The organism is Paenibacillus sp. HW567, assembly GCF_000374185.1.
Taxonomy (GTDB): domain Bacteria; phylum Bacillota; class Bacilli; order Paenibacillales; family Paenibacillaceae; genus Paenibacillus_AQ.
The window spans coordinates 2,914,174-2,938,347 of the sequence record NZ_KB910518.1 but is presented as its reverse complement, the minus strand read 5'-3'; the positions used below and the strand labels follow the sequence as shown (position 1 = coordinate 2,938,347).

Below are 24,174 nucleotides of genomic sequence, written 5' to 3'. Positions count from 1 at the left end.
AGAGGAGCGTGAAGCCGCATGGAGAAAAAGGTACAGCAGTATTATAAGCTCAAAGGAAAGCAGAAGGAAATTGAAAAGGAGCTGGCGGAGCTTCGACAGGATATCCTGGACTATTGCGCGCAAAAGGGGGAAGCTGACAGTGAAATAGGCGCCTACAGGGTGAAGCTGGTCGCACAGAACCGCAAAGAATACGATGACGATAAACTGTATCAAACCTTATCTGATCCTGAGGTATGGCGGCTGCTCTCCCGGGCGGACCCGGCCAAAATCGCCAGCCTGACCAAGCTTAATATCCTTCAGGAAGACAAACTTGCGCATACTTATACCTTGAAGACTGTCACTCTATTACAGGTGGATAAAAGATAACGAGTCTCTGTTATTGAAGAAAGTAAAGCAAAGTGAAGGGCTGCGCAGTGAGTAAGACAGGCGGTTGCTCCCGGAGGGGGTGCCGCCTATTTCTTGCGAAGTGAAACCTTTCTTCAGCAAGTGAAAGTAAAAGCGGATGTGGTGTTCCCCAACGGCGACTATCGGGTGACGGATAGCAGAACACCGGGTTTTCCAATCATAGTAAATGTTGACGGAGCGGATACGATCCAATTAAAAGCAACAAAAGGCAGCTTCATCCACTGGACTGCGCCTGATTATTACGTGGATGATATGGGCGCAGAGCAAGTTCTCAGGAAGATTAGCGGGCGCTGAATAGCGGACGGTTTCATATACTTTTTTCATATTTGTCTCACAAAATTCCCGTATCCAATTGTTATGCTTAAGTCACTTCAAAGGAAGAGGTGGTATAAGATGAATAACAAATGGACAAGAAAAGCAATTGCAGTACTGGCAGTAGTGAGTGTGTTGGGAGGCTCTACGAGCGCATTCGCAGCAACGGCTCCGGCTAAAGCGGCTGTTACAACTAAGGTAACCGCACCGGTTGTGAAGCACACGGCAGTGGTTAAATCCACAACCACAACTGCAAAGGCACCAGCAAAAGCGGTAGTGAAGACTCCTGCAAAAGCAGCAGTAAAGACACCAGCGAAAACCACAGCAAAGGCACCGGCAAAAGCAGTAGTTAAGACTCCTGCAAAAGCAGCAGTAAAGACACCAGCGAAAACCACAGCAAAGGCACCAGCAAAAACAACAGCTAAGGCACCGGCAAAAACAACAGTGAAGACTCCTGCAAAGGCACCAGCGAAAACAACAGTAAAAACTCCAGCAAAACCTAAGAAAAAATAAGCACTCTATCTTTTGCAATAAAACAGGTTAACTAACTTCACAGCGTATTCTTTGACTGAGACGGGGCCGCAAGCAGGATTCCCGTCTTTTGTCTATTTGTGTTAACCTGTAGATATATGAGGCTGATATAGAAAGGCAGAGTGACTTGACGGTGGGCAAAATAGTGGTGGTAGACGATGATCTTTTCATTTTACAGTTGCTCTCCGAGTATTTGCGAAAGGAAGCCTATGAGGTTGCTTCTTTCTCGAACGGGTCTAACCTGGTAGAGTATGTGCGCTCGGATGAACCGGAATGTCTGATTCTCGATATTATGATGCCCGGAATCGACGGACTTTCTCTGCTGACCGAATTACGTTCATTTACTGAGATTCCTATTATTATGATCTCCGCACGGGGAGAAGAAAGTGACCGTATTCAGGGGCTGGAGCTGGGCTGCAGCGATTTCCTGAGCAAGCCGTTCAATCCGCGTGAGCTGGTAGGCAGGGTCAAGGCTATGCTGCGCTTGGTGAAGCTAGGGAGCAGCGCGCCGGGGGAAGTTTCCGGGCAGCCCAAGTCTGAGAGTGTATGCCGTGCAGGAAACCTGGAGATTTTTCCTGATCTTCGCAGAGTTTCTGTGAATAACGAGGAAATAAGCCTGACCTCGCGCGAATTTGAGCTGCTGCTGTTTTTGGCGTCGCATATCGAGCGGCCGTTCGGCCGGGAGCAGCTTATCCAGCATGTGTGGAATTATGATTTCTTCGGAGATGTCCGGGTTGTGGACGATCTTGTCAAAAGAATCCGTAAAAAGCTTGCTGAACACGGCTCTTCACTGTTGATCAATACCGTCTGGGGCTTCGGCTACAAAGCGGCCGTGAGAAAACTATAGATGCGCACCATAAGAGGCAAAATGCTGCTGTCCTTTATTTTGGCGCTTGTGGTTACGGTTGGAATTACGGTTGCGCTGTTCGTCAGCCTGATTGATGACATCCTCGTAAATCAGGTCAAGGCACAGCTTCACGGTCAGGCGGAAAAAGCGGGAAAAATATTGCGCGACGGCGACATCTCCGGGCTGGATAACACGGAATTCAAGTATGTCGTAAAGGGACTGATGCTGGATGCGGATTACCTGATTCTCGACGTGCACAATAAAATTATTGATGCGAACGACGACAAGGAAATAGGAACCACCCTGCAATATACGTTATCCGGGCGGCAAGGCATAGCGATATTGCATGGCAAGAAATTTCTGTTCACCAAGGAGCCGCTGCCGGGCCGGCCTTACGCTATTTTCATCTATGCTCCGCTCTCCTCGCTCAGGGCCCACTACGGGTCTCTGATGAGAACAACGCTGCTGTCGATCGGGTTCAGCTTTTTCATCATCCTGGCAATTGGGTTGCTTACCGTATCGCGGGTCGTGCGGCCATTGAACCAGTTAAAGGAAGCAGTGGGGCGGTATGAGCCATTTCGTTCACCTGCTGCGGCTTTTCCAAAGGGGGATACTACGGAGATCGGCGAACTGATCACTACCTTTCAGTCGATGTCCGACCGCATACAGCAGCATCAGAGCAATCAGATCGAATTTCTGCAGAATGTATCTCATGAACTAAAAACCCCCCTCATGTCGATCCACGGCTTTGTCTTCGCCATTCAGGACCAGGTGGTCACTCAAGAGGAGGGGCTTGAAGTGATCCAGACGCAGTCGGTGCGCCTGATGGAAATGGTAGACAAGCTGCTGCAGCTTTCCAGGCTGGAGGCCGTGGATGAAGAGTGGCCAACCTCTGAAATCGACCTTCGCGCCATGGCAGAGGAAGCGGCGTTATTGCTTATGCCGGCAGCGAATGCCCGGGCCATTGAACTGAACGTGGATGGGGATAGTCTCCACACCGTTGTAGCTGGAGAGCAGTTGTTCCGAGTACTTGTAAATCTGCTGCAGAATGCGGTAAGACACACTTCAAGCCAGATCAATGTGCGCGTTGAAGCGGATTTTCCGGGAGCGGAGTGGGCAATACATATTGACGATGATGGCAATGGATTGAGCGAGCAGGAGCGGGAGGTCGTTTTCCAGCGTTTTTACACGGGGGCTAACGGTGTTACAGGACTTGGCCTGGCGATCTGCCGTCAAATTGCTGCGAATTTGGACAGCGAGCTAACGTATTCAGATTCCCCGCTTGGCGGAGCACGGTTCAGTTTTATTAAGTATGGCGGGCGGTCATCCGGGTCAGGAGGCTAATACCAATCCGGGTCAGGCTCGCAACCTCGCGTATTTTGCGTTAAAATTACTGTGGAAACGGAACGCCTGCTGCTTCGGGCAGCGGGATGTCCCGCCTGAGGTACAGCAATTAAGGATACGGGGGAAAAGAAGCGATGAAGGATTTTGATGTGATGCTGGAGAAATATGCGGACCTGGTGGTCAAGGTCGGAGTGAACGTGCAGCCAGGACAAGTGCTGATGGTTCATTCGCCGCTGGAAACGGCTGACTTGACCCGGCTGATCGTAGGCAAAGCCTACGAAGCGGGAGCCAAATATGTGTTAGTGGATTGGGACGATGAGAAGATCACCCGGATTCGTTATGAGAAAGCTCCAGAGGACTCTTTCGGCTATTACCCGCAGTGGCATGCGGATATGCTGGAGGGATTCGCCGAGGAAGGCGGAGCGATATTACATATTAAGGTGCCTGATCCGGAACTGTTCCGCGGCATCGACGGCTCGAAGGTGTCAACGGCAGTGAAAGCAGCAGCGGTGGCCCGGAAGAACTATCAGAACTACACCCGCAACAACAGAATTAGCTGGTCGCTGATCAAAGCGCCGACACGGGCTTGGGCGGACAAGGTGTTTGCAGATCTTCCTGAGGAGCAGCGTGTGGATGCTATGTGGGAGGCCGTGTTCCAGATGAACCGTGTGGGCAGTGAAGACCCGGTAGCGGCCTGGCGCGGCCATATTGCCGATCTCAAACTATCCCAGGAGCGGATGAATGCCAAACGTTATAAAAGCCTGCACTACCGCGCTCCGGGTACAGATCTGCATGTAGCGCTGCCTGAAGGCCATCTCTGGCGCGGCGGCGGCGGCGAGAATGCAAGCGGTGTGTACTTCGTGGCCAATATGCCGACTGAAGAAATCTATACCATGCCGCACCGCAAAGGGGTCAACGGAACGGTGGCGAGCACCCTGCCGCTCAATTTGAACGGACGGCTTGTGGATGGCATTACGATTACTTTTACAGACGGGAAGGTTACCGCCTACGATGCCAAGTCCGGGCGGGAGCACCTGACCTCACTGCTGGAAACGGATGAAGGAGCCTCTTATCTGGGAGAAATGGCCCTGGTGCCGCATGATTCCCCGATTTCCCGGCTGAACCGGATTTTCTACAATACGGGAATCGACGAGAATGCTTCCTGCCATTTTGCGCTGGGCAGTGCGTATCCGGTCAACATTGAAGGCGGAACTTCACTCAGCAGTGAAGAGCTGCTGGAGCGGGGAGCCAATGTCAGCTTGACGCATGTTGACTTCATGATCGGCTCCGCTGAGCTCGACATCGACGGTGAGCTGGCGGATGGAACGATCGAGCCGGTATTCCGCAAAGGGAACTGGGTGCTGTAACCTGCTGTGAACCACAGCAGACTGTATTTAAGTACATGAGCAAAGGCTGCAAACTCATCTGATGGTGGGCTTTGCAGCCTTTTTTATAAAGATAAGGCCCTATTGCTGGAACAAGTTTGCAGGATGCAAAAACGGTTTGGGCTAGTTCCCCGTCTTAAACATATAGAGACAGCAAGGAGGGGAATGGATGACAACAACATCCAAGGCGGAAATGAAAAAGATCACCGGCACCAGCGCTCTGCCGTGGGAAGAGCATGCCTTTTGTGATGCTGTGTTGGAGCACAGTGATCAGTTGTATCACATTGCTTACAGTTATTTGCGCAACCGGAATGACGCGCTGGAGGCGGTGCAGGAGACAACCTGCCGGGCCTGGATCAAGCGGGGCACACTGAAGGAGCCGCGGGCGTTCAAATCATGGATCATTCGGATATTGATTTATGTCTGCATTGATGAACAAAGAAGACGGAAAAAATCGGTGCCGACGCCGGAGGAGGCGATGGGGGAGCGCAGTGTCGAGGACAGCGGCAGCAGGCTGGAAATGATGTGGGCCGTAGAGCAGGTGAAGCCCAAATATCGTCATGTGCTGCTGCTTAAATACTATAATGACATGACCTTGACGGAGATTGCAGAACTGCTCAAGAAGCCGGAAGGAACAATAAAAACCTGGCAGCATAAAGGGCTGAAGCAGCTAAGAACAATTATGAAGAATCGGGGTGAATGGAATGAACAGTAAACGTGAAGAAGAGGTGCTGCTGTCCGATGCGGCCCAAATGCAGAGGGAGCTGGAAAAGGATGCAGGCACCACCTCCATAAGACTGTCTGTTCAATTAGGAATCGAGCGGGGGCAACGCGGTGATCGTCAACGCTTTTGGAATAAAAGCAGGAGTCTGGGGTTTGCCGCAGCCATTATAGTTGCAGCCTTACTGTTCATCATTCCATTCCTGCCGAGAGCCTCTCAGCCTGCTGCCCCTGCGCCCAAGGTGAATTGGGGAGCGCTTCAAGTTTTTAAGGACAATGTATTATATGAGATGGATGTACCTACCTTTGAATCTGCAATCCGGAATAATTATATTCAGTTGGTGAACCAAACGGTGGAGAGCGGGGGATATTCGATTACCTTAAATGCTATCACCGCTGATGAAAATAAAATCATGTACCTTTATACGGCGACTACGGATGATAAGCAGGAAATTTACAGCATCAACAGTGCAAAAATGAAGGACAGCGCCACGAACCGCTATCTGAATGCAACATCTCAGGTGGGTGGGAATGTGGAAGTGCCTGAACAACAGAGAAATCATGTCTATTACGGGCGGGGAGTTGTGGAGCTGGATCGAACGCAGCCGTTTCCGCAGCAGCTTGAAGCTGAGTTCAGAATTGCTTCTGTGAATCCCGGGAAAATGGACGCCCCCAGGACGGGAACGATTATGTCGGAAATGCATTATTCCCCGGTGCTGAAGATTGGATTCACGCTTGATCCTAAGTTTATGGCATACAAGACACAGATTGTGCAGCCGAACCGTTCGTTTACGCTGAGCGGGCATGAAGTAGTGATCAGTAAGGTTGAATTGTCTCCTCTGGTGATTAAGGCAACAATAGCCTTGAAGAATCCGTCCGAGAACAGCCGTCAGATCCGCAGTGCAATCTTTGAAGAATTCTTTTCAAAAGAAATACTGGCGGAGGTGCATGACAAAACAATATCCCTTAGCACGATCTCAGGCGGCGGTTCGGAGGAGGGGTACGACTACCTGTTCGCCAGCAATTGGCTCGACCATCCCGAGTCGCTCATAATGGCGATTAAGACAGGTGCGAAGAATAACCAAACCGAGCTGAAGCTTGATATTTATAAGCGCGGCAAATAAAAGCACATGCTAGTGTTATAAGTTTGCTCAGCCTGAAAGACGGTCCCGATACGAAAGCAATGGGACCGTCTTCGGGTTATTTCTGTATAAGTTGAACTTAAAGAAACCATAAAAAGGTAGGAGTGCGGTGGGAGGGGATTCGTCGTATCCATCCTTCTGTTGCTTGCGGACCGTAAAGCCTTTATTTTCCTAAAAGAGTACATTTAGCCGAGCTAGCGGACCGAAAAGCGCTTATCGCCGCTTCGGCAGGTATAATTGAGTAAATGTCCGCCCATAAAGGCTCTGGAGTCCGTTCACTTGCGGAAAAATGACTTCTAGCAGAAATAAGATCTGCTCAGTCCGTTCCAAACGGTGCTGCGAAATCTGAACACCAGCATATTTCCATTGAACGTCTCGCTGAGCTTTTCCTCATACTGTCCACCGGTATATGCCGACAAGGTTTTACGCCAGAATTGCTGTCCCACAATATTTTTCTCTGCCGGATTGGTGAACAGCTCCCACTGGCCTTGGAATTGTTCGAATACCTGTATGGCAGCCTGCTGGGCATAACCGGTACCTCTGAAGGGCTGCAGCACAAAAAATTCATTCATAAAAAAGTCAACGCCCTTCGCGCAGTGGGGCGGGGTTGCGACAAAGGCGAAGCCGGCAGGAAGGCCATCCATCCTGAATAGAAATGGATACAGCACACCGGGCTTTTCCCACCAGATGCTCTGAACATCATATTGGTCCGCCAAAGTTCTGAACTAGGGACTCTCCTCAAAGATCCCATGCCTGTTTAGGACCGTTCCACCCGTAAGCCCATAATGCCCGGACAAATCATGCAGGTAGAGCGGGTAAAGATTCTTGATAATATACGCTTCAGCTTGAGAGGCGAGGTTGACTTCGATGTTCATATCGAACCTACTTTCTACAATATTTGTATGAATCTAATGCAACTTTATATCACGTCATTAAGGCTGAACAAGGGAGAATTCAAGTACAGAAAGAGTTTGGTATAGTAAAAAAGAAAGCGTTCCCAAAAATATCATTTACATATATCTGTAAACAAAGTATGATTTGCGTATATTCGGGAACGTTCCCGAAAATAGTGGGAGGGTGAAACTCATGCGCAAATATATTCTGCTGGCAGCAGGCATTGTGATTGTACTCGCAGCCCTGATTTTCTGGTATCCAGGTAATGATCAGACAGAGAAAGCCGAACTGCTCAAGGAGACCGCCGGGCCTTCAGCGGAAATTGTGGAAACGGTTGCGGAGCCAAGCGTAAATCCTGTAGAGGAGAAGGCTGCACTAGCCGATTTAGTTGCTAAATATAAAGGATTGCAGTTAATTGATGCCCACAACCACGGGGCCAGCTTCTATAAGTACAAGGGGATGCTGAACACCTGGAAAGAAGATGCGGTGCATCAGGTCGTGCTGTTCGGCAATTCCTCCGAGCCGGCGGCGATTGATACGGATGAGACCGCCTGGAACGCTTACCAGCAATACCCGGAACTGATCATTCCTTATTTCTCAGGGTTTGATCTGCATGACAAAGGTAGTCTTGAGGTGGTGAAGAACAATCTGGAAAAAGGCTACTTCGGGCTAGGAGAGGTGGCGGGCGCTTCAACGGCTTCGCCGTCCATGTCTAAGGTGGCGTGGAAGGCCAATGATCCGATGGATGGTTATCTTCCGCAGATTTACGACCTTATCGCAGCCTACAAGGCGCCGATTCTGATGCATGTTGATCCTCCAAACGGCATGCCGGTTGCGAAGCTGGAGGAGGCGCTTGCGAAACATCCGGGTACAATCATTATTTTTGCCCATATCAATGCGTACAACACGCCGGAGGAGGTGGACCGGTTGCTCGGCAAGTATCCGAATCTGTATGCGGATTTTTTCGCCGGGTTCTCTGTGTATAATCCTGACAGCGGCAAGCATCCTGAGCTATATATTCCTGTGATGAAAAAATACCCAAACCGCTTCATGCTCAGCACGGATTCCGGCTATGGGATAGGCGGCGAGGAACAAGCGATTGATGCGATGTACCGGATGATTGATCTTCTTGGCGATTCGGCAGTCGCCCGCAAAATTGCCCATGACAATCTCGCTGCAATCATTGAAGCTCAGCCGGCTACAGTGACACAAATGAAGGCATTACGCAAGCTTGAACAGCAGACCGGCAAGAGTTATGATAAGGCAAAACTTTCAAAGGCTGAAGCCGGCACAATTTTGGCGGAAGCCGCAAAGGGTGAATAATCACTTGGACATAACGATTCAGCATATCGCCGACAGGCTGGGCCTATCCGTCAGTACAGTATCGAGAGCACTTAACGGCAGCTACGGCGTTCATCCCCGGACAATCGCCCGTGTGCAAGAGGCGGCAGCGGAGCTAGGCTACGTTCCGAACCTTGGCGCGAAGCAATTGGTGACACGCCGGAGCAATCTGATCGGGGTATTTATGCCCGAGCTGGACTCGGAATCAAACCGCGGCTTTGATGATATTTTTGCCGCCTTACGCAAAGGGCTGAGGTTATATCAGAAGGAGATTCTGATTTTTTCCGTCCCGTTTGGCGAAGAAGAGTATCGGCCCGGCAGTTTATCCGAATGGGTGCGGATGCGCAGCTTGGAGGGCTGTGTGTTCATGCAGCCTTTCGGGAAGGGTCATCCGCTGATCAGAGAAGCAATTAAGCTGCAGGTGCCTAGTGTTAATATGGGCTCTGCCGTGGGGCCGCGCTGTTCGCTTGCCGTCTCGGACAATTACGAGGGCGGAAGAATGGCCGGTTCCTATCTGCTGGAGCTGGGGCATGAGAAGCTAGGCTACATCAACGGGCCGGAGCATTTAAGCATTTGTGAAGACCGCTATAGAGGCTTCTGTGCCGCTTTTCGGAACGGAACCGGGACGGAGCATGATCCGGCGCTTAAGAGAACAGGGGATTTCAGCGGGGCCAGCGGCGCTGGGGTCATCCTCGAGCTGATGGAAAGTTATCCTGAGCTGACCGCCGTCTGCTGTGCCAACGATATGATGGCCATGGGAGCGATAATGGAGCTGGCCCGCCACGGAATTTCTGTTCCTGAGGATCTCTCCCTGGTAGGCTACGACGGAACTTATTTCACCGCCTATACCAATCCGCCGCTCAGCACCATCCGCCACCGCTTCGAGCAGATCGGAATACGTGCCGCGGAGCTGCTGCTAGAACTGATAAACGGAGGGGCCGGACGCACTCTGAAGGTTATGCCTGAGCTGGTCCGGCGGGATTCGGTGCGTTCGATTTAACGCTGCTTAGGGGACACTTTGGCATATACTGCCGTGTGTCCTCTTTGCTTTTTCTGGAGCAACCGGTGCCGCTTCTTAATCTGTGACTAAATTCGACATATTTCTTCTTTGTTTGAACAATTTTTATGTTACCTACTTGAAATCGCTAACAGCAAGTCATATAATAAGTTTGTCGAAACGATTCGATATATGAAAGCGTTGAACTAAAGATACATTTGAGAAAAGAACTCCTTTTCGAGGGAAATTGTAGAAAAAGTAGTTTTAGATCTCCTTTTCATGGTTATTAGTGACAAAGAGATCAGTGATCAGTACTTTATTTCACAGATAAATTCGAAATTTTTTTCGAAAACAATCGAAACGTTTCGATGAAAGGGCTTTATTCATAGTTTTCCAAGTTTGGCTAACACTAAAATAGGGGTGACAGAAATGAAGAAAAAAACTGGTATTGTAGTTTCAGCAGCAATGTTGAGCTTGTCTCTGGTCGTTGCAGGCTGTGGAAGCTCGAACTCGAACAACTCGGCATCAGGTGACAGCAAAACATTGAAGGTATGGTTCATGGGGACAGCCGATACCGTAACACCGATTGCTAAGATGTATGAAGAAAAAAATCCGGGCATCAAAGTGGAAGTGCAGGCTATTCCTTGGGATACCGCGCATGATAAATTGCTGACCGCCGTTGCTTCCAAAAACGGTCCTGACGTTGTGCAAATGGGAACCACCTGGATTCCTGAATTCGCGGCTGCCGGAGCCTTGAAGGATATGGCGCCTTATATTGAAAAATACCCAAGCATGAAAGCGGAGAACTTCTTCGACGGTGCGGTTCAAACGACCAAATACGAAGACAAGACAGTGGCTATTCCTTTCTATGTTGAAACACGTGCAATGTTCTACCGCACAGACCTGCTTGGCAGCGTTGGTTATCCTGAAGGTCCGAAAACTTGGGATGAGCTGAAGGATGCAAGCAAGAAGCTGGTAGCTAAAGGCGGCGCAGGACACTATGCTCTGCCGATCGAAGGTAAGGATTCCATTTACACTGCAATCTTCGCTTGGCAGAACGGAAGCGAGCTGATTGACAGCAACCGTCAACCGCAGTTCAATCAGCCGGCTTATGTAGAAATGGTTAATTATTTGAAGAGCTTCTATGACGAAGGTTTGTCTCCTAAAGGCACCGACCTGGATACTGTAGCAGCATTTAAAGACGGCACAATGGGTATGTTCATCAGCGGTCCTTGGATGATTCAGACTGTAAAAGAAAAAGCGCCTGAAATTGATGGCAAATGGGCTGTAACCACATTGCCAGCGAAGAAAACCAATACTTCTTCCATTGGCGGCGCTGACCTGTCGATCTTCAATTACAGCAAAAACCCTGATGAAGCAGCGAAGTTCATTGCTTTCATGGCTGAACAGGATGCCCAGTTGAAATTCTATGAAACTTCGAACTCTATGCCTGCACTGAAAGCAGCTTGGAGCAATGAAGCTCTGAAAGATCCAATGATCCAGGCTTTCGGCAAGCAGCTTGAGAATACCCGTCCTGCTCCAATGGTCAAAGAATATGAAGAAATTGCCCAGGCAGCTATGGCTTCGTTCGAGCAGATCACCATTGGTGGCGCGGACACGCAAACCGAGCTTGACAAGCTGAATGCAAAAGCAAATGAGCTTCTAGGCAATAAATAAGATCTGAACTTACGTGATCAGGCAGACTGCCGGAATCTCCTTAGCTGAGAGGTCCCGGCAGTGTGTATGTTCATTCTTGGATATGGAAGAAAGTGTGAGAAAGCGAAGGGATGTGATTTTGTGAGCTCATTTGTGAAGCAATGGAACAAATATAAATATCCATATATGTTCATCGCTCCGGCGGTGCTGCTGCTGACCTTATTTTCAATCGTTCCGATCATCATCGCGCTGGTCATCAGCTTTACCGATATGGATTTGGTGGGGCTTGCGGATTATTCCAATATTAGCGGCGTGGGATTTTCGAATTATCTCGAAATTTTTAAAGATCCGATTTTCTTGAAATCCATGTATAATACGCTTATTTATGTAGCCGTTGGTGTACCGATGGTTGTAATCGCCTCTATGGCTGTCGCGCTGCTGCTTAATTATGGAACAGGCTGGCTGTTCAAAAGCTTCCGCGTGATTTATTACATGCCCTCCATTACCAACATTGTGGCTGTAGCTGTGGTTTGGGGATATTTGTACAACGGCAGCTATGGATTGTTCAACTATATTTTGTCCGTATTCGGTCTTCCGGCACAGCAATGGCTCCAGGACCCGGTACTCGCGAAATTTTCATTGATATTGCTGGCCTTCTGGAAGTCTATTGGTCTGAATATGATTATCTTCCTGGCAGCGCTGCAAGGAATTCCCCGTTCGTATTATGAAGCGGCAGAAATTGACGGAGCAACCGGCTGGAAGAAGCTGCGGTACATTACAGTTCCTTTGCTCGGATTCGCTACTTTCTTTGTGACCATTACGACCTTGATCGGCTGGATTCAATTCTTCGAAGAACCGCTGGTGATGACAAAGGGCGGACCGCTTAATGCAACAATGTCGATGGCACTGTTCATTTACAACAACGGATTCCAGCTCAGCAAATTCGGCTATGCGGCATCCGGCTCGTTTGTACTGTTCATCATCATCATCATAGTGACACTCATTCAGTTCGCGGTCAAAAAGAAAGAAGTGGAATACTAAACCTCAGCCTCTGGCTGCGGATAGTAAGAAGGAGGGAACAAGCATGGCCCTAAAGATGAAAATGGAAAAAGGTGTAATGATCGCCCTGCTTATTATCGGAGGACTCCTGATGATGGTGCCGTTCATTTGGATGATAGGTTCATCCTTTAAGCCTGAAAATGAATTTACCATAATTCCGCCAACGCTCATACCGAGCCACCCGACCTTATCCAACTATAAGGATTTGTTCGTGAAGATGGACTTTTTGATTTATTTGAAAAATACGCTGATTATCGTGCTGTGCTCGTTCGCAGGGCTGTTCCTGAATGCGATGGCCGGCTATGCTTTTGCAAAGTTTGATTTTCCGGGTAAAAACAAGTTTTTCTATCTGATCCTGGCTACCATGATGATTCCGTCGCAGGTAACTATGATTCCAACCTATCTGATTATTAATAAAATGAATTTGGTGAATACGATGGCGGGCATTGTGCTGCCTGGTTTGGTCGGGGCCTTTGCGATCTTCCTGTTCCGCCAGTTTATGTCTACGATCCCTATGGATTTGCTCGAAGCGGCAAGACTGGACGGAGCGGGCGAGCTGCGGATTTTCTTCCAGTTAATGGTGCCGATTGTGAAGCCGGTGTTTGCCGTACAGGGGATTCTGACCTTTATCGGCGCTTGGAACAGCTTCCTCTGGCCGCTGATTATTGCCAATGACGAAAGACTATATACACTGTCCGTGGGTCTATCCCTGCTGAAGGGGCAATACGGAACCCAATTCGGGCTGCAGATGGCGGGGGCCGCATTTATGGTCGTGCCGATTATTATCATATTTATCATCTTCCAAAAGCATATCATAGAAGGATATACCATATCCGGCATAAAATAATATAGAGAAATATACCTGAGGGTCTTGGAAGGATTGAACAGGATGGCAACGATCAAGGATGTGGCAAAGCTGGCAGGCGTGGCCTTGTCAACGGCTTCATATGCGATGAACGGCGACAGCAAGGTAAGCGCCAAGACGAGAGAAAAGGTGCTTGAGGCAGCAAGACAGCTCAATTATCAGAAAAATGGCTTTGCCATGGATTTGAAAAGAAGCCGGACCAATACCATTGCGCTAATACTCCGGGATCTGTCCGGTCCCTATTATTCAGAACTGATCCGCAGTATACAGGATGTGGCATTATCCAATTCGTATGATCTGATCGCCTGCAGCTCAATGGGCGGCAAAGACTCGACTGCGGTCAAATTTTTGATGGAGAAGAGAGTCGATGGGGCCATTGTTCTGGCTCATAATATAACGGATGAGATTCTGCACGCAGCGGGAAGCAGCCGTTTTCCGATCGTTGTCATGGACCGTTTGATTACCGGAGAGGGACTAATCAATGTAGTGGTAGATGGTGAGCAGGGGGGCTACAGCGCAACCCGCCACCTGATCGAAAAGGGACATAAGGAGATCGCCTTTGTCAGCGGTCCCGCCAATTCCTATGACAATGCGCTCCGCTACCAGGGCTTTTTGCGGGCCATGCGGGAAGCCGGGCTTGAGGAGAAAACAAAGTGGAAGCTGAGCGGCGGCTTTATCCGCGAGGGCGGATACAAGGCGACCAAGATGATGCTGGTGCAGGGGGAGCTTCCGACAGCTATCTTTTATGCGAATGATGAAATGGCTGTAGGCGGGATGAAGGCGCTGGAGGAGGGCGGAGTTTCTGTCCCGGAAGAACTATCGGTTATTGGCTTTGACGATATTCAACTGGCTGAATACATTCAGCCTCCAATGACAACGATCCGCCAGCCCATGTATGAATCCGGCTCACTGGCTGGACATCTGCTGTTCCAAAGACTGAACGGCGATGCCGTCAATTCGTTCTACAAGCTAAAAATCGAGCTGATTGAACGCAGATCAGTCAAAGCCCAGAGTTAACTGGAGAGCCTCTGAATGGAGGCCTTAAGTCTGGAAATTAAGTGAAACGTTTCTTATTATTCAATAATTTGTTGGTTGTGAAGCTATATTATTAAAGGATTTATTGAATAGAAACGTTTCAAATTCACTGGGGGAGTAAATCTATGAGTGAGCATTTGTATAACAAATATGTAAAGAACATGACGCTTGAAGAAAAGATCGCCCAGTTGCTTCAGCTCGCAGCCCCATTTTATGACGAGCCGGGCGATGACTCGGAAATTACCGGTCCTATGGAAGAGCTGGGCATCGGGAACGATACCAAGCGTGCGGCAGGCTCGGTGCTGGGTATCGCCGGTGCGGAGAAAATGATGGCCGTGCAGAAGGAACACCTGGCTAGCAACAGACTTGGGATTCCGCTGCTGTTCATGGCCGACATTGTGCATGGGTTCAAAACCATTTTCCCGATCCCGCTTGCGATTGGCTGCTCGTGGAACCCGGAGCTGGCTGAGCTGAGCGCGGAGATTGCTGCACGTGAGGCTGCGGTCTCCGGTCTGCATGTTACCTTTGCTCCAATGGTGGATTTGGTCCGCGATGGACGCTGGGGCCGTGTAATGGAGTCCACCGGTGAAGACACTTATTTGAACTCCGTGTTTGCCAAGGCATTTGTGCAGGGCTTCCAGGGCGATGATTTGGAGAACGATATGACCCGCGTAGCTGCTTGCGTGAAGCATTTTGCAGCTTATGGGCTAGCCGAAGGCGGACGCGATTATAACACGGTTGATTTGTCGGAACGCCAGTTGCGCGAATATTATTTGCCGGCATATAAAGCGGCGGTAGACGCCGGGGTAGAGATGGTAATGACCTCCTTCAATATTGTGGACGGCATCCCGGCTACAGGCAACCGCAGATTAATGCGCGGGCTGCTGCGCGACGAATGGGGTTTTGACGGAGTTGTCATTTCCGACTGGGCTGCGATCAAAGAGATGATTGCTCACGGTGCGGCGGAAGATGATAAAGAAGCTGCCTTCAAAGCGATTTACAGCGGTGTCGATATCGACATGATGACCACAAGCTATGTGAAGCATTTGCCGGAGCTGGTGAAGGAAGGGCTTGTTGATGAGGCCCTGATTGATGAAGCGGTGCTGCGCATTCTGAAATTGAAGGAAAAGCTCGGTTTGTTCGAAAATCCGATGCGTGGAGCAGATCCTGAGCTAGAGAAGAAGATTGTATACAGCGATGAGCATCGCCAGGTATCCCGCAAGCTTGCCGAGAAATCCAGTGTGCTGCTCAAGAATGAAGGTGTTTTGCCGTTACAGGCGAATCAGCGGGTTGCGCTCATTGGTCCGTTCGCAGACAGCGGCGATATCCTTGGCTGGTGGTCCTGGCAGGGCTCCAAGGAGACTGCTGTGAAGCTGGGAGCTTCCATGCAGGTATTAAGCGCCAGCCCGGACCATGTAGTCATCGCAGAAGGCAGCGGTATCCACACTATTAGCGAGTCCCAAAAGGCTGAAGCCATAAAAGCCGCTGCGGACGCGGATGTTATTGTTCTGGCAGTTGGCGAAGCCTCGGAAATGAGCGGAGAAGGCGGCAGCCGCAGTGATATCAGATTGCCCCAGGCGCAGTTGGAATTGATCCGTGTGATGAAAGAGCTGGGCAAGCCGCTGGCCGTCGTATTGTTCAACGGACGTCCGCTTGATCTGCATGGTGTATACGATGTGGCGGATGCCGTGCTGGAAGCCTGGTTCCCGGGCAGCGAAGGCGGGGCGGCTCTGGCAGACCTGCTATATGGCAAGGTGAACCCTTCCGGCCGTCTGTCCATGTCCTTCCCTTATTCGGTAGGTCAAATTCCTGTCTACTATAATGCTTATAATACCGGCCGGCCCAAGCCGGAAGAAGAAACAGACAACCGTTATATTTCCCAGTACATTGACATTCCAAATGAGCCGCTGCTGCCCTTTGGTTTCGGCCTGAGCTATACAACCTTTGCTTATGAAGGGTTGTCGTTATCCTCAGAGGTTATGGCCGCTGACCGTCCGCTTGAAGTGAAGGTAACGGTAACCAATACCGGAAATATGGCCGGAACGGAAACCGTCCAGCTATACATTCGCGACATATCGGGAGAGGTAGTCCGTCCGGTTAAAGAGCTGAAGGACTTCCGGCAGGTTGGTCTCGCGCCCGGTGAGAGTAAGGAGGTAGTCTTCCGCATCGAAGAAACACAGCTCCGCTACCATCACAGCGATCTCTCTTTTACCAGTGACCCCGGCCGGTTCACCGTCTATGTCGGTGCAAGCAGCCGTGAGGTGCAGAAGGCTGGCTTCCGGTTAGCATAATAGTTTACAAATGACAGATCATTCGGGGCATTCGCCCGATCAGATAAGGAAGTGAAAGAATTGACAACTATTACAAACTCCAAGCTGTCGCTTCAAAAGGGTGAGCTGACCTTTACATTCCTGGAGAGCGGTGACCTCTATCAGGCCTTTGGCGGCAAGATGATGATCAATCAACTCCTGTCGAACAGTGTGGATGGGGCGCCTGGGAATATCTATGCAAGACTTCACCTGCAGGACGGGATTCATGCGTTTCCGCTGATTGGAGCTAAATCGGGCAGCCGCTTCCGTAAGGAGGGCGAACGCCTGGTATGGCAGGGCGAGATTGGAGCAGATCCGGCAGGTCAAGGACTCCCGGCAAACCTCAAGTATCAGGTCGTCTTCACATTGGCTGATAACGGAATATGGTTCTGGGACGTGACGATCGAAGGCGGCGGTGTTCTGCTGGACGTGATTTACACTCAGGATGTAGGGATTGCTTCCCCCGGAGCGGTTACGAGCAATGAAGCCTATTTATCGCAATACATTGACCATACAGTCTTCGGGGATAAAGACAAAGGCTACGTGGTATGCTCGCGTCAGAATCAGCCGCAAGGCGGAAAGTTTCCTTATCTTCAGCAGGGATTGCTGGGCGGTTCCGCCAGTTATTCCACCGATGGTTTCCAATTCTTCGGCCTGTCTTACAAAGAGACCGATCAACCGGAGGCTCTGCTCAAGCAGAAGCTTGCGAACGAAGTTTACCAATACGAATTTGCCTATACGGCATTGCAGTCTGAGCAAATCCAGTTAGACGGTCAGGCGCGCTTCACATTCTATGGTCTGTTCTGTGAAGATCATCCTGCTGCTATAACAGAGCTGGAGCATGCTGCGGCTGTGCAGCATGCCTGGCAGGAGACGTTATCTTTGGGTGACGTGTCTGAGCAGGGTGACTGGAATACCCGTATTGCTGTATCCCCGAAGGTAGGGGAACCGCTGCAGACCTTGCCGCTGACGCAGGATGAGCTGAATGCGCTATTCCCGCACAAATTCCAGGAGGAACGGGAAGACGGCAAGCTGCTGGCCTTCTTCACAGACAGCTACGAGCATGTGGTGCTCAAAGATAAGGAGCTGCTTGTCGAGCGTCCGCACGGACATATTCTCATGAGCGGCGACAATGCACGTCTGAACCCGGAAGTGCTGACCACTACTTCTTATATGTACGGTATCTTCAATTCTCAAGTGGTTGTCGGCAATACCAATATGAATAAAATGATGTCCAATGCCCGCAACGCATTGAATGTATACAAAACCTCCGGTCAGCGCATTTATGTGCAGACAGAAGGCCAATACCATTTGCTTACCATGCCTTCACTGTTCGAAATCGGCTTCAACTATGTCCGCTGGTATTATAAAACAGCTTCAGACACCCTGGTAATTACCAATTACACCACTATGGATGCACCGGAGATCAGACTTCATGTCCGTTCTGCGAACGGCATCGCTTACCGCTTCCTGATCACTAACCAGATTACGATGAATGTGGCGGAATATGAGGTTCCTTACCAAATGGCCCAAGACGCAGCAAGCGGAGCATTAACCTTCCGTGCGTCGGAGACGGGAACTAGCAGCCAGGTATATCCTGAGCTGGCCTACCGGATGTTTGTTGAGGGAACGTCTTACCAGCTTGGGAATGAGTCGGTACTGGTAGAAGGTCCGGTAGAAGGCACCGCCTCACTGGTTGTTCTGGAGCTTGAGGACAGCGCGGACTGGACGTTGAGACTGCAAGGGCTGCTGGATGGCAAAGAGCTTCCGCTCACACACACTGCCGCAGAGACCGAGATCGCCCGTTACCGCGAATTTTTTGCCGGTGTGATGAATGGCTTCAAGCTGACCCAGCCGGGCGGCGATGAAGGTGAGCTGTTCAAGGTAAATGCACTTGCCTGGTGGTACACCCATAACATGCTCGTTCACTATTCGATGCCGCATGGTCTGGAGCAGTATGGCGGAGCGGCTTGGGGTACGCGCGATGTGTGCCAGGGACCGGTGGAATATTTCCTGGCTACCCATAAATATGAGCAGGTACGGGAAATTCTTCTGACAGTATTCGCCCATCAATATGAGGATGACGGCAACTGGCCGCAATGGTTCATGTTCGACAAGTATACTCGAATCCAGCAGGAGGAGAGCCACGGCGACATTATCGTCTGGCCGCTCAAGGTGCTGGGAGATTATTTGCGGGCAACCCGTGATTTCGCCGTTCTCGACGAGCAGATTCCGTATACCCGCAAGCATGTCTTTGATTTTACAGAAACGACAGCTTCCCTTCGTGAGCATGCGGTTAAGGAACTGGATTATATTAAAGCCAACTTCCTCCATGACACCTTCCTGTCCTCGTACGGAGACGGCGACTGGGATGATACGCTGCAGCCGGCCAATGCTCAGCTTAAGCAGTATATGGTCAGCAGTTGGACGGTTGCTTTGACGTATCAGACGGTGCTGGGGTTGTCGGGAGTGCTGCAAGGTGTGGATGATGTATGGTCCGGAGAACTGAAAGGGCTGGCGGAAGGAATTAAAGGCGACTTTAACCGCTATATGCTGGGAACCGATGTCATCCCGGGCTTCCTGTACTTTGAAGATCCGGCTGATGCCAAGCTGATGCTGCATCCCGAAGACATGGAGACGGGCATTCAGTACCGTCTGCTGCCGATGACCCGCAGCATGATTGGCGAGCTGCTGACACCGCAGCAGATGGAGGACCATTACAAGCTGATCCAGAAACAGTTCCTCTGCCCGGACGGTGTGCGGCTGATGAACCACCCGGCTCAGTATGCGGGCGGAGTGAGCCTCCACTTCAAACGTGCAGAGCAGGCGGCGAACTTCGGCCGTGAGATTGGCCTGCAATATGTGCATGCACATATCCGTTTTGTTGAGGCTATGGCGAAGATCGGTAAACGCGATCAGGTATGGAAAGGACTGGCGGTCATCAACCCGGTCGGCATCCGCGATGCGGTTCCGAATGCGGAGCTGCGCCAGAGCAATTCCTATTTCAGCAGCTCGGACGGCAAATTCGCCAACCGCTACGAGGCGCAGGAGCGTTTTGCAGAGCTGCGTGACGGCTCGGTTCCGGTCAAAGGCGGCTGGAGAATCTATTCGAGCGGCCCGGGGATCTACATGAACCAGTTGATTTCGAATGTGCTGGGCATCCGCGAAGCCGGCGGCGATCTGATCATTGATCCTATGCTCCCGGATGAGCTGGATGGCACACATTTTGATTTTGAATATGGAGGCGCTAAGGCCACCTTTGTGTACCATCTTGCACAAGGCGAGCTTAGCGCTGTCAAGGTGAACGGCCGGGAGGTTCAGGCTGAGCGGCTGGCTAATCCGTACCGCACCGGCGGACTGCGGATCAAGCGCGCTGACTTTGACCGTCTGCGGAGCGCAGAAGGAACTGTAGTAGACATTTATATGTAACTTAAGATGAAGAAAGCGGCCAGTGGCGCAGACATCCTCAGGTGGGGGTCTGCGCTCATTGGCCGCTTTTTTTTAAATACGCCAGAATTTATATGTTTCACACAATAATTTATCCTTCTATTTCTCGCTGAAACGGATACCGTCACGTCTTTAGAAGGATGGCGTAGCCGTAGCCGCTTGTCAGCTAAAGAATAAGGGAAATAAGCGGATGACGGCTTGAGGGAAGGGGGCTCCGTTAAGATGGCTGCCTAAGCCCTAACTGTATATCGTACAACTAAAAAGCCGTATTTTTGTGCTGAATCTGACTTAATTGCATTCTGTACATCTAAATTGGCGGCAATCCGATAAAAATATAGTTTTAGCCATTTTTAATTGCAAGAATACAGTTACCGCTACAAATACAGGTTAAAGCAGCCTTTTAACTGCATAAATACAATTAACTACTGCAAGCGTCAGACTGCATTGTGTTTGGGAATGCCCAGGAGGTATGGCTCACAATCCGCCGCAGTCTATCCAAAGTTTAAAGGTTAGGCGTTATTTGTCAAACAACGAACGCAAGAACTCGATTCAGCCGGATGACATCTGCCGGAGCGATTTTTAGGGTGTGCAGTTCATCGCCTGTGCCTCCATAAATATAGTCCAGGGACAGCAGGCGGTTATCGAACAGGCAGGGTAAGCCGTGGCCGATCAAAGGAATTGCTCCTATATGATAGCCTGTGGCTTCCAGAACTTTGGAGGGCTCCGCCATCTTCAGGGTAACATAACCGAGCTCCTGCTTCAGAGCTTTAAGATCTACCCGGCCCCGTTGAGAGCTGGCTATAAAAGCAACTAATCCGTGCTCTGTTTGAATGATAAGTGTAGGTGCAGCTTTTGCAAGATCAAAGTATTGCTCCGCATCCCGGGTGGAGCGGATAGGGGCCTCATGGGCAATCAGCTCATAGTCGCTGTTCTTCTCGTCCAGAAACGCTGCAAGCTCCGGTAAAGTAAGCATTAGAGCACCCGTCTTTCCCTGGCGGAGAGGTCGAAATAATCAAGGCTCATCGCTGCCCGGACTTCCTTCATCGTCTCCTTGGCGATTTCGCGGGCATGCTGCGTTCCGGACATCAGAATTTCTTCCACTGCTTTTGGCTTACCTGCGTAATAGGCCCGGCGTTCCCGCATAGGCGCGATTAGCTGCTCAAGCGTCAAGGAAATACGCTCTTTACAGGCGGAGCAGCCCATAGTTCCACGTTCACAGCCTTGACGTATCTCAGGAAGAGCATCCGGCTGGAAGGCTCTGTGATAAGCGTAAATAGGGCAGATCTCCGGATGGCCGGGATCGTTCTTATGCACACGGGCGGGGTCGGTGACCGCTCTTTTTATTTTATAGGCAATGTCTTCCCTGGTAGAATCAAGCGCGATGGCATTCCCGAGACTCTTGCTCATCTTCGCGTTTCCATCGGTCCCCACCAGTCTTGGCGTATTGCTAATGAGCGCTCTAGGCTCCACGAGTATAGGCTGATACAGCTCACCAAACCGGCGTACGATCTTGCGGGCCAGCTCTAAATGGGGAAGCTGATCATCGCCCACGGGAATCAATGTTGCTTTGCAGAAGGTGATATCTGCGGCCTGACTTACCGGATAGCCGAGAAAACCATAATACAGCTCATCCAGTCCCTGCCCCTTGGACTCCGCCTTAATGGTTGGGTTGTGGCGCAGCGTATTGACGGATACGAACATCGAGAAATATACGGTCAATTCAGCGATCTCGGGAATCATCGACTGAATGAAGATTGTGGACTTCTCCGGGTCAATCCCTGCGGACAAATAGTCAAGGGTCATCTCGTGAATGTGGCTGCGGATCAAGTCCTTTTGTTCAAAATGGGTCGTCAGCGCCTGGACATCGGCCAGAAATACAAAGGATTCATACTCCTCCTGTAAACGCACCCGGTTCTCCAGACTGCCGGCATAATGGCCAAGGTGAAGCTTTCCGGTAACCCGGTCTCCTGTCAATACTCGTTCTGTCATCGCTTAACATCCTCCTATAATAGTTATAAGTAAAGTTGTGCAGCTTGTGAGATTGCATTAACCGCCACCACCAGCCATCCTCCATGGCCATCACCCCCCTGAAAAACAAAATAACCCCGCCCGCTAAGGACGAAGTTGTCGTTGTACCACCTTAAATGACCGCTGAGCCGCAGATAGACGGCCTTCCGGTCTTCGTAATACGGTGCGGAGATTGATGCATGAATCATCTCGAGACCGTTCCCCTGATAACGGCGGGATTCCCGGCATTTCCCTACTGCCCCCGAAGGAGGGAGGTTCGGAAAAGCAACTCCAAAGGCCATTCGAGCATATCCTGGACACCGGTTCACAGCAACCACCGGCTCTCTGCAGATCCACGCGGAATATGTCTACTTACCCTTTTTCAATGTTGTTCTTGATATATGGGAATATTACCTGATGATGTATGATTCGTCAAGCCTCTATTACAAAAAGCCGAAGCCCCATTTCTGGAGCTCCGGCGGACTGGCGAATATCTACCAGGTATTGAACTTAACGTGGTGAGATGGTCTCAATGGAATCCACGGTTGTTTCGGAAAGCTTAATCTTCGATTTGCCGTCGGTGCTCATCCGGTACAGGTTGTCGTTATCTTCTGTATTCCAATAGTAGATGCCGGCTACTTTCTCATTAAACGCGCTGTTATCCCAATCTACGCCGTTCAATTTGGTTAATGTGAGATTTGCATTCAATGCATAAGCACCTTTAGTAGCAAAAAATACAGTTTGTCCGGAGGCTGTACCGTTCTTGAACTTGGCGACATGTTTTACATTGCTTAGTTCAACCGGTTTGGTACTGGTTACTTTACCGTTAACTACAGTGCTGACGTAGCCTTTACCGTTACTGCCGACATAGGCCAGCTTGCCTCCGCCCATATCCGAAAGGCTGATAACACTGGTCTGGCTGAATTGAAAGACTTTACCGGCTTTATCTATTGCATAGGCTTTGCTTTTGGAATAAATGAAATTGTCATCATCATCAACTGTGACACCCTTGTTGTAAACGAAGTAGTCATTCGACCACCCGCCCGAGAGAGTAGCATTTGCATCCAGCGGACTATTGACATTTACTGCTTTTGCATTTCCTCCATTGATTGGAAGGGTGTAGAGGACCATGCAGCTTAGTGAATAATACGTTTCTTCCGGCTTGGTGTCCACCATTACAGAGACTGTGTTGTTACTTGGATGGATAAAACGCGAGGAGGGAATGGCCCCTTTCGCAATCCATTGTACGTTTCCGCTGCCATCTCTTGACTTCGAAGCAGCCCAGGTGTTCGCACCGTCTTTGAGGGCATTATAATAAATCCGCCCATTTACTACTGAAAATCCCGGAAATTCAATATCTGCATTGGAAACAATCTGTTTGATCTGGCTGTCATCTGCTGCATTGGCCAGCGAACGGTAGATCTTTCCTGTACTGTCCATGAAATATAGGAAATCACCCTCTACCAGATAAAATACAATATTTTTGGTAGCGGCAAAACTGTTGATCAGCGGGTCTGCCTCCGTCAGCGATAAGCGCTGCAGTTGGGAGGAGGAATCACCGGTAAGAAAATACAAGTATTTGTCTGTTGCTTCAACATCTGTTCCTTCAAAATTCTCAGCGAGCTTCTGGATTGTACCTCCGGCCGCCGGCACACGGTATAAAGTATCCTCCGAGGTATAAAAAACATACCCGTTCTCTGAAGCGGCAGAAGCGGTAGGGGTTAGCTTGCCTCCTCCAAGTGCTCCGATACTTACCAGCACACCTGCAAGCAATGTGAACAATACTCTTTTGACTACTCTGGGCATTCGATTCATTTGAAGACTCCTCTTGTAGATGAAATTGTGTAATTCAAAACATATCTATTAGAATATCGGATT

21 protein-coding genes are annotated in these 24,174 nt (G+C 50.1%); 16 read left to right on the top strand and 5 right to left on the bottom strand.

Annotation, left to right across the window (positions count from 1 at the left end):
- Positions 1-18 precede the first annotated feature (18 nt).
- The 8 genes from B212_RS0113330 to B212_RS0113295 all read left to right on the top strand — a co-directional run bounded on the left by B212_RS0113330 (position 19) and on the right by B212_RS0113295 (position 6,668).
- Positions 19-366 (top strand): hypothetical protein, encoded by a 348-nt coding sequence (locus B212_RS0113330; RefSeq protein ID WP_019911307.1) that lies wholly within the window; start codon positions 19-21, stop codon positions 364-366.
- Between the two features lie 93 nt (positions 367-459).
- The gene (locus tag B212_RS0113325) at positions 460-699 is read left to right on the top strand and encodes a hypothetical protein (RefSeq protein ID WP_019911306.1); all 240 of its coding nucleotides are present in this window, start codon (positions 460-462) and stop codon (positions 697-699) included.
- 99 nt (positions 700-798) lie between these two features.
- Positions 799-1,230, top strand: a complete 432-nt coding sequence (locus tag B212_RS33155) for a hypothetical protein (protein ID WP_019911305.1) — start codon at positions 799-801, stop codon at positions 1,228-1,230.
- A 151-nt stretch (positions 1,231-1,381) separates the two neighbouring features.
- Entirely contained in the window at positions 1,382-2,095 is a 714-nt protein-coding gene (locus tag B212_RS0113315) for a response regulator transcription factor (protein WP_028530807.1), read from the top strand.
- Complete coding sequence (locus B212_RS0113310; protein WP_019911303.1) at positions 2,096-3,439, top strand: sensor histidine kinase; 1,344 nt, start codon at positions 2,096-2,098, stop codon at positions 3,437-3,439.
- 134 nt (positions 3,440-3,573) lie between these two features.
- Positions 3,574-4,806, top strand: a complete 1,233-nt coding sequence (locus tag B212_RS0113305; RefSeq protein WP_019911302.1) for an aminopeptidase — start codon at positions 3,574-3,576, stop codon at positions 4,804-4,806.
- A gap of 187 nt (positions 4,807-4,993) precedes the next feature.
- Positions 4,994-5,539, top strand: coding sequence for a sigma-70 family RNA polymerase sigma factor (locus B212_RS0113300; protein ID WP_019911301.1), 546 nt, complete (start codon positions 4,994-4,996; stop codon positions 5,537-5,539).
- Positions 5,529-6,668 (top strand): DUF4179 domain-containing protein, encoded by a 1,140-nt coding sequence (locus B212_RS0113295; RefSeq protein ID WP_019911300.1) that lies wholly within the window; start codon positions 5,529-5,531, stop codon positions 6,666-6,668. Before B212_RS0113300 ends, B212_RS0113295 begins: the two co-directional genes overlap by 11 nt.
- Before the next feature lie 314 nt (positions 6,669-6,982).
- On the opposite strand, the gene B212_RS35365 is transcribed toward B212_RS0113295, so the two are convergent.
- The gene (locus B212_RS35365; RefSeq protein WP_232231477.1) at positions 6,983-7,354 is read right to left on the bottom strand and encodes a hypothetical protein; all 372 of its coding nucleotides are present in this window, start codon (positions 7,352-7,354) and stop codon (positions 6,983-6,985) included.
- Positions 7,355-7,772: 418 nt separating this feature from the next.
- Between B212_RS35365 and B212_RS0113285 the strand changes: the two genes are divergently transcribed.
- The 8 genes from B212_RS0113285 (at position 7,773) to B212_RS0113250 (ending at position 20,271) form a co-directional block, all read left to right on the top strand.
- On the top strand, positions 7,773-8,903 hold the full coding sequence (locus B212_RS0113285) for an amidohydrolase family protein (RefSeq protein WP_019911297.1): 1,131 nt from the start codon (positions 7,773-7,775) through the stop codon (positions 8,901-8,903).
- A gap of 4 nt (positions 8,904-8,907) precedes the next feature.
- Entirely contained in the window at positions 8,908-9,921 is a 1,014-nt protein-coding gene (locus B212_RS0113280; RefSeq protein WP_019911295.1) for a LacI family DNA-binding transcriptional regulator, read from the top strand.
- Positions 9,922-10,347: 426 nt separating this feature from the next.
- A complete protein-coding gene (locus tag B212_RS0113275) occupies positions 10,348-11,595 on the top strand; it encodes a sugar ABC transporter substrate-binding protein (protein ID WP_019911293.1) in 1,248 nt (415 codons plus the stop codon).
- Between the two features lie 165 nt (positions 11,596-11,760).
- Positions 11,761-12,615, top strand: a complete 855-nt coding sequence (locus B212_RS0113270; RefSeq protein ID WP_442950114.1) for a carbohydrate ABC transporter permease — start codon at positions 11,761-11,763, stop codon at positions 12,613-12,615.
- Between the two features lie 43 nt (positions 12,616-12,658).
- Positions 12,659-13,480, top strand: a complete 822-nt coding sequence (locus B212_RS0113265; protein ID WP_019911291.1) for a carbohydrate ABC transporter permease — start codon at positions 12,659-12,661, stop codon at positions 13,478-13,480.
- A 42-nt stretch (positions 13,481-13,522) separates the two neighbouring features.
- Positions 13,523-14,515, top strand: coding sequence for a LacI family DNA-binding transcriptional regulator (locus B212_RS0113260; protein WP_019911290.1), 993 nt, complete (start codon positions 13,523-13,525; stop codon positions 14,513-14,515).
- Positions 14,516-14,658: 143 nt separating this feature from the next.
- Entirely contained in the window at positions 14,659-16,824 is a 2,166-nt protein-coding gene (bglX, locus tag B212_RS0113255; RefSeq protein ID WP_019911289.1) for a beta-glucosidase BglX, read from the top strand.
- A 60-nt stretch (positions 16,825-16,884) separates the two neighbouring features.
- Entirely contained in the window at positions 16,885-20,271 is a 3,387-nt protein-coding gene (locus tag B212_RS0113250; RefSeq protein ID WP_019911288.1) for a GH36-type glycosyl hydrolase domain-containing protein, read from the top strand.
- A gap of 541 nt (positions 20,272-20,812) precedes the next feature.
- On the opposite strand, the gene B212_RS0113245 is transcribed toward B212_RS0113250, so the two are convergent.
- The 4 genes from B212_RS0113245 to B212_RS0113230 all read right to left on the bottom strand — a co-directional run bounded on the left by B212_RS0113245 (position 20,813) and on the right by B212_RS0113230 (position 24,111).
- Positions 20,813-21,262 (bottom strand): aminoacyl-tRNA deacylase, encoded by a 450-nt coding sequence (locus tag B212_RS0113245; protein WP_019911286.1) that lies wholly within the window; start codon positions 21,260-21,262, stop codon positions 20,813-20,815.
- Entirely contained in the window at positions 21,262-22,278 is a 1,017-nt protein-coding gene (gene trpS, locus B212_RS0113240) for a tryptophan--tRNA ligase (protein WP_019911284.1), read from the bottom strand. Before trpS ends, B212_RS0113245 begins: the two co-directional genes overlap by 1 nt.
- Before the next feature lie 23 nt (positions 22,279-22,301).
- Positions 22,302-22,598: a hypothetical protein gene (locus B212_RS0113235; protein WP_019911283.1), complete on the bottom strand. Its 297-nt coding sequence runs from the start codon at positions 22,596-22,598 to the stop codon at positions 22,302-22,304.
- 208 nt (positions 22,599-22,806) lie between these two features.
- Complete coding sequence (locus B212_RS0113230; protein WP_019911282.1) at positions 22,807-24,111, bottom strand: DUF5050 domain-containing protein; 1,305 nt, start codon at positions 24,109-24,111, stop codon at positions 22,807-22,809.
- Positions 24,112-24,174 lie beyond the last annotated feature (63 nt).

What these genes read in the sequence shown, in the direction of transcription:
- B212_RS0113330 (WP_019911307.1), top strand. Translation starts at nt 19, where the DNA reads ATGGAGAAAAAGGTACAGCAGTATTATAAGCTCAAAGGAAAGCAGAAG.
- B212_RS33155 (WP_019911305.1), top strand. Translation starts at nt 799, where the DNA reads ATGAATAACAAATGGACAAGAAAAGCAATTGCAGTACTGGCAGTAGTG.
- B212_RS0113310 (WP_019911303.1), top strand. Translation starts at nt 2,096, where the DNA reads ATGCGCACCATAAGAGGCAAAATGCTGCTGTCCTTTATTTTGGCGCTT.
- B212_RS0113305 (WP_019911302.1), top strand. Translation starts at nt 3,574, where the DNA reads ATGAAGGATTTTGATGTGATGCTGGAGAAATATGCGGACCTGGTGGTC.
- B212_RS0113300 (WP_019911301.1), top strand. Translation starts at nt 4,994, where the DNA reads ATGACAACAACATCCAAGGCGGAAATGAAAAAGATCACCGGCACCAGC.
- B212_RS0113295 (WP_019911300.1), top strand. Translation starts at nt 5,529, where the DNA reads ATGAACAGTAAACGTGAAGAAGAGGTGCTGCTGTCCGATGCGGCCCAA.
- B212_RS0113285 (WP_019911297.1), top strand. Translation starts at nt 7,773, where the DNA reads ATGCGCAAATATATTCTGCTGGCAGCAGGCATTGTGATTGTACTCGCA.
- B212_RS0113275 (WP_019911293.1), top strand. Translation starts at nt 10,348, where the DNA reads ATGAAGAAAAAAACTGGTATTGTAGTTTCAGCAGCAATGTTGAGCTTG.
- B212_RS0113270 (WP_442950114.1), top strand. Translation starts at nt 11,761, where the DNA reads ATGTTCATCGCTCCGGCGGTGCTGCTGCTGACCTTATTTTCAATCGTT.
- B212_RS0113265 (WP_019911291.1), top strand. Translation starts at nt 12,659, where the DNA reads ATGGCCCTAAAGATGAAAATGGAAAAAGGTGTAATGATCGCCCTGCTT.
- B212_RS0113260 (WP_019911290.1), top strand. Translation starts at nt 13,523, where the DNA reads ATGGCAACGATCAAGGATGTGGCAAAGCTGGCAGGCGTGGCCTTGTCA.
- bglX (WP_019911289.1), top strand. Translation starts at nt 14,659, where the DNA reads ATGAGTGAGCATTTGTATAACAAATATGTAAAGAACATGACGCTTGAA.
- B212_RS0113245 (WP_019911286.1), bottom strand. Translation starts at nt 21,262, where the DNA reads ATGCTTACTTTACCGGAGCTTGCAGCGTTTCTGGACGAGAAGAACAGC.
- trpS (WP_019911284.1), bottom strand. Translation starts at nt 22,278, where the DNA reads ATGACAGAACGAGTATTGACAGGAGACCGGGTTACCGGAAAGCTTCAC.
- B212_RS0113235 (WP_019911283.1), bottom strand. Translation starts at nt 22,598, where the DNA reads ATGGCCTTTGGAGTTGCTTTTCCGAACCTCCCTCCTTCGGGGGCAGTA.
- B212_RS0113230 (WP_019911282.1), bottom strand. Translation starts at nt 24,111, where the DNA reads ATGAATCGAATGCCCAGAGTAGTCAAAAGAGTATTGTTCACATTGCTT.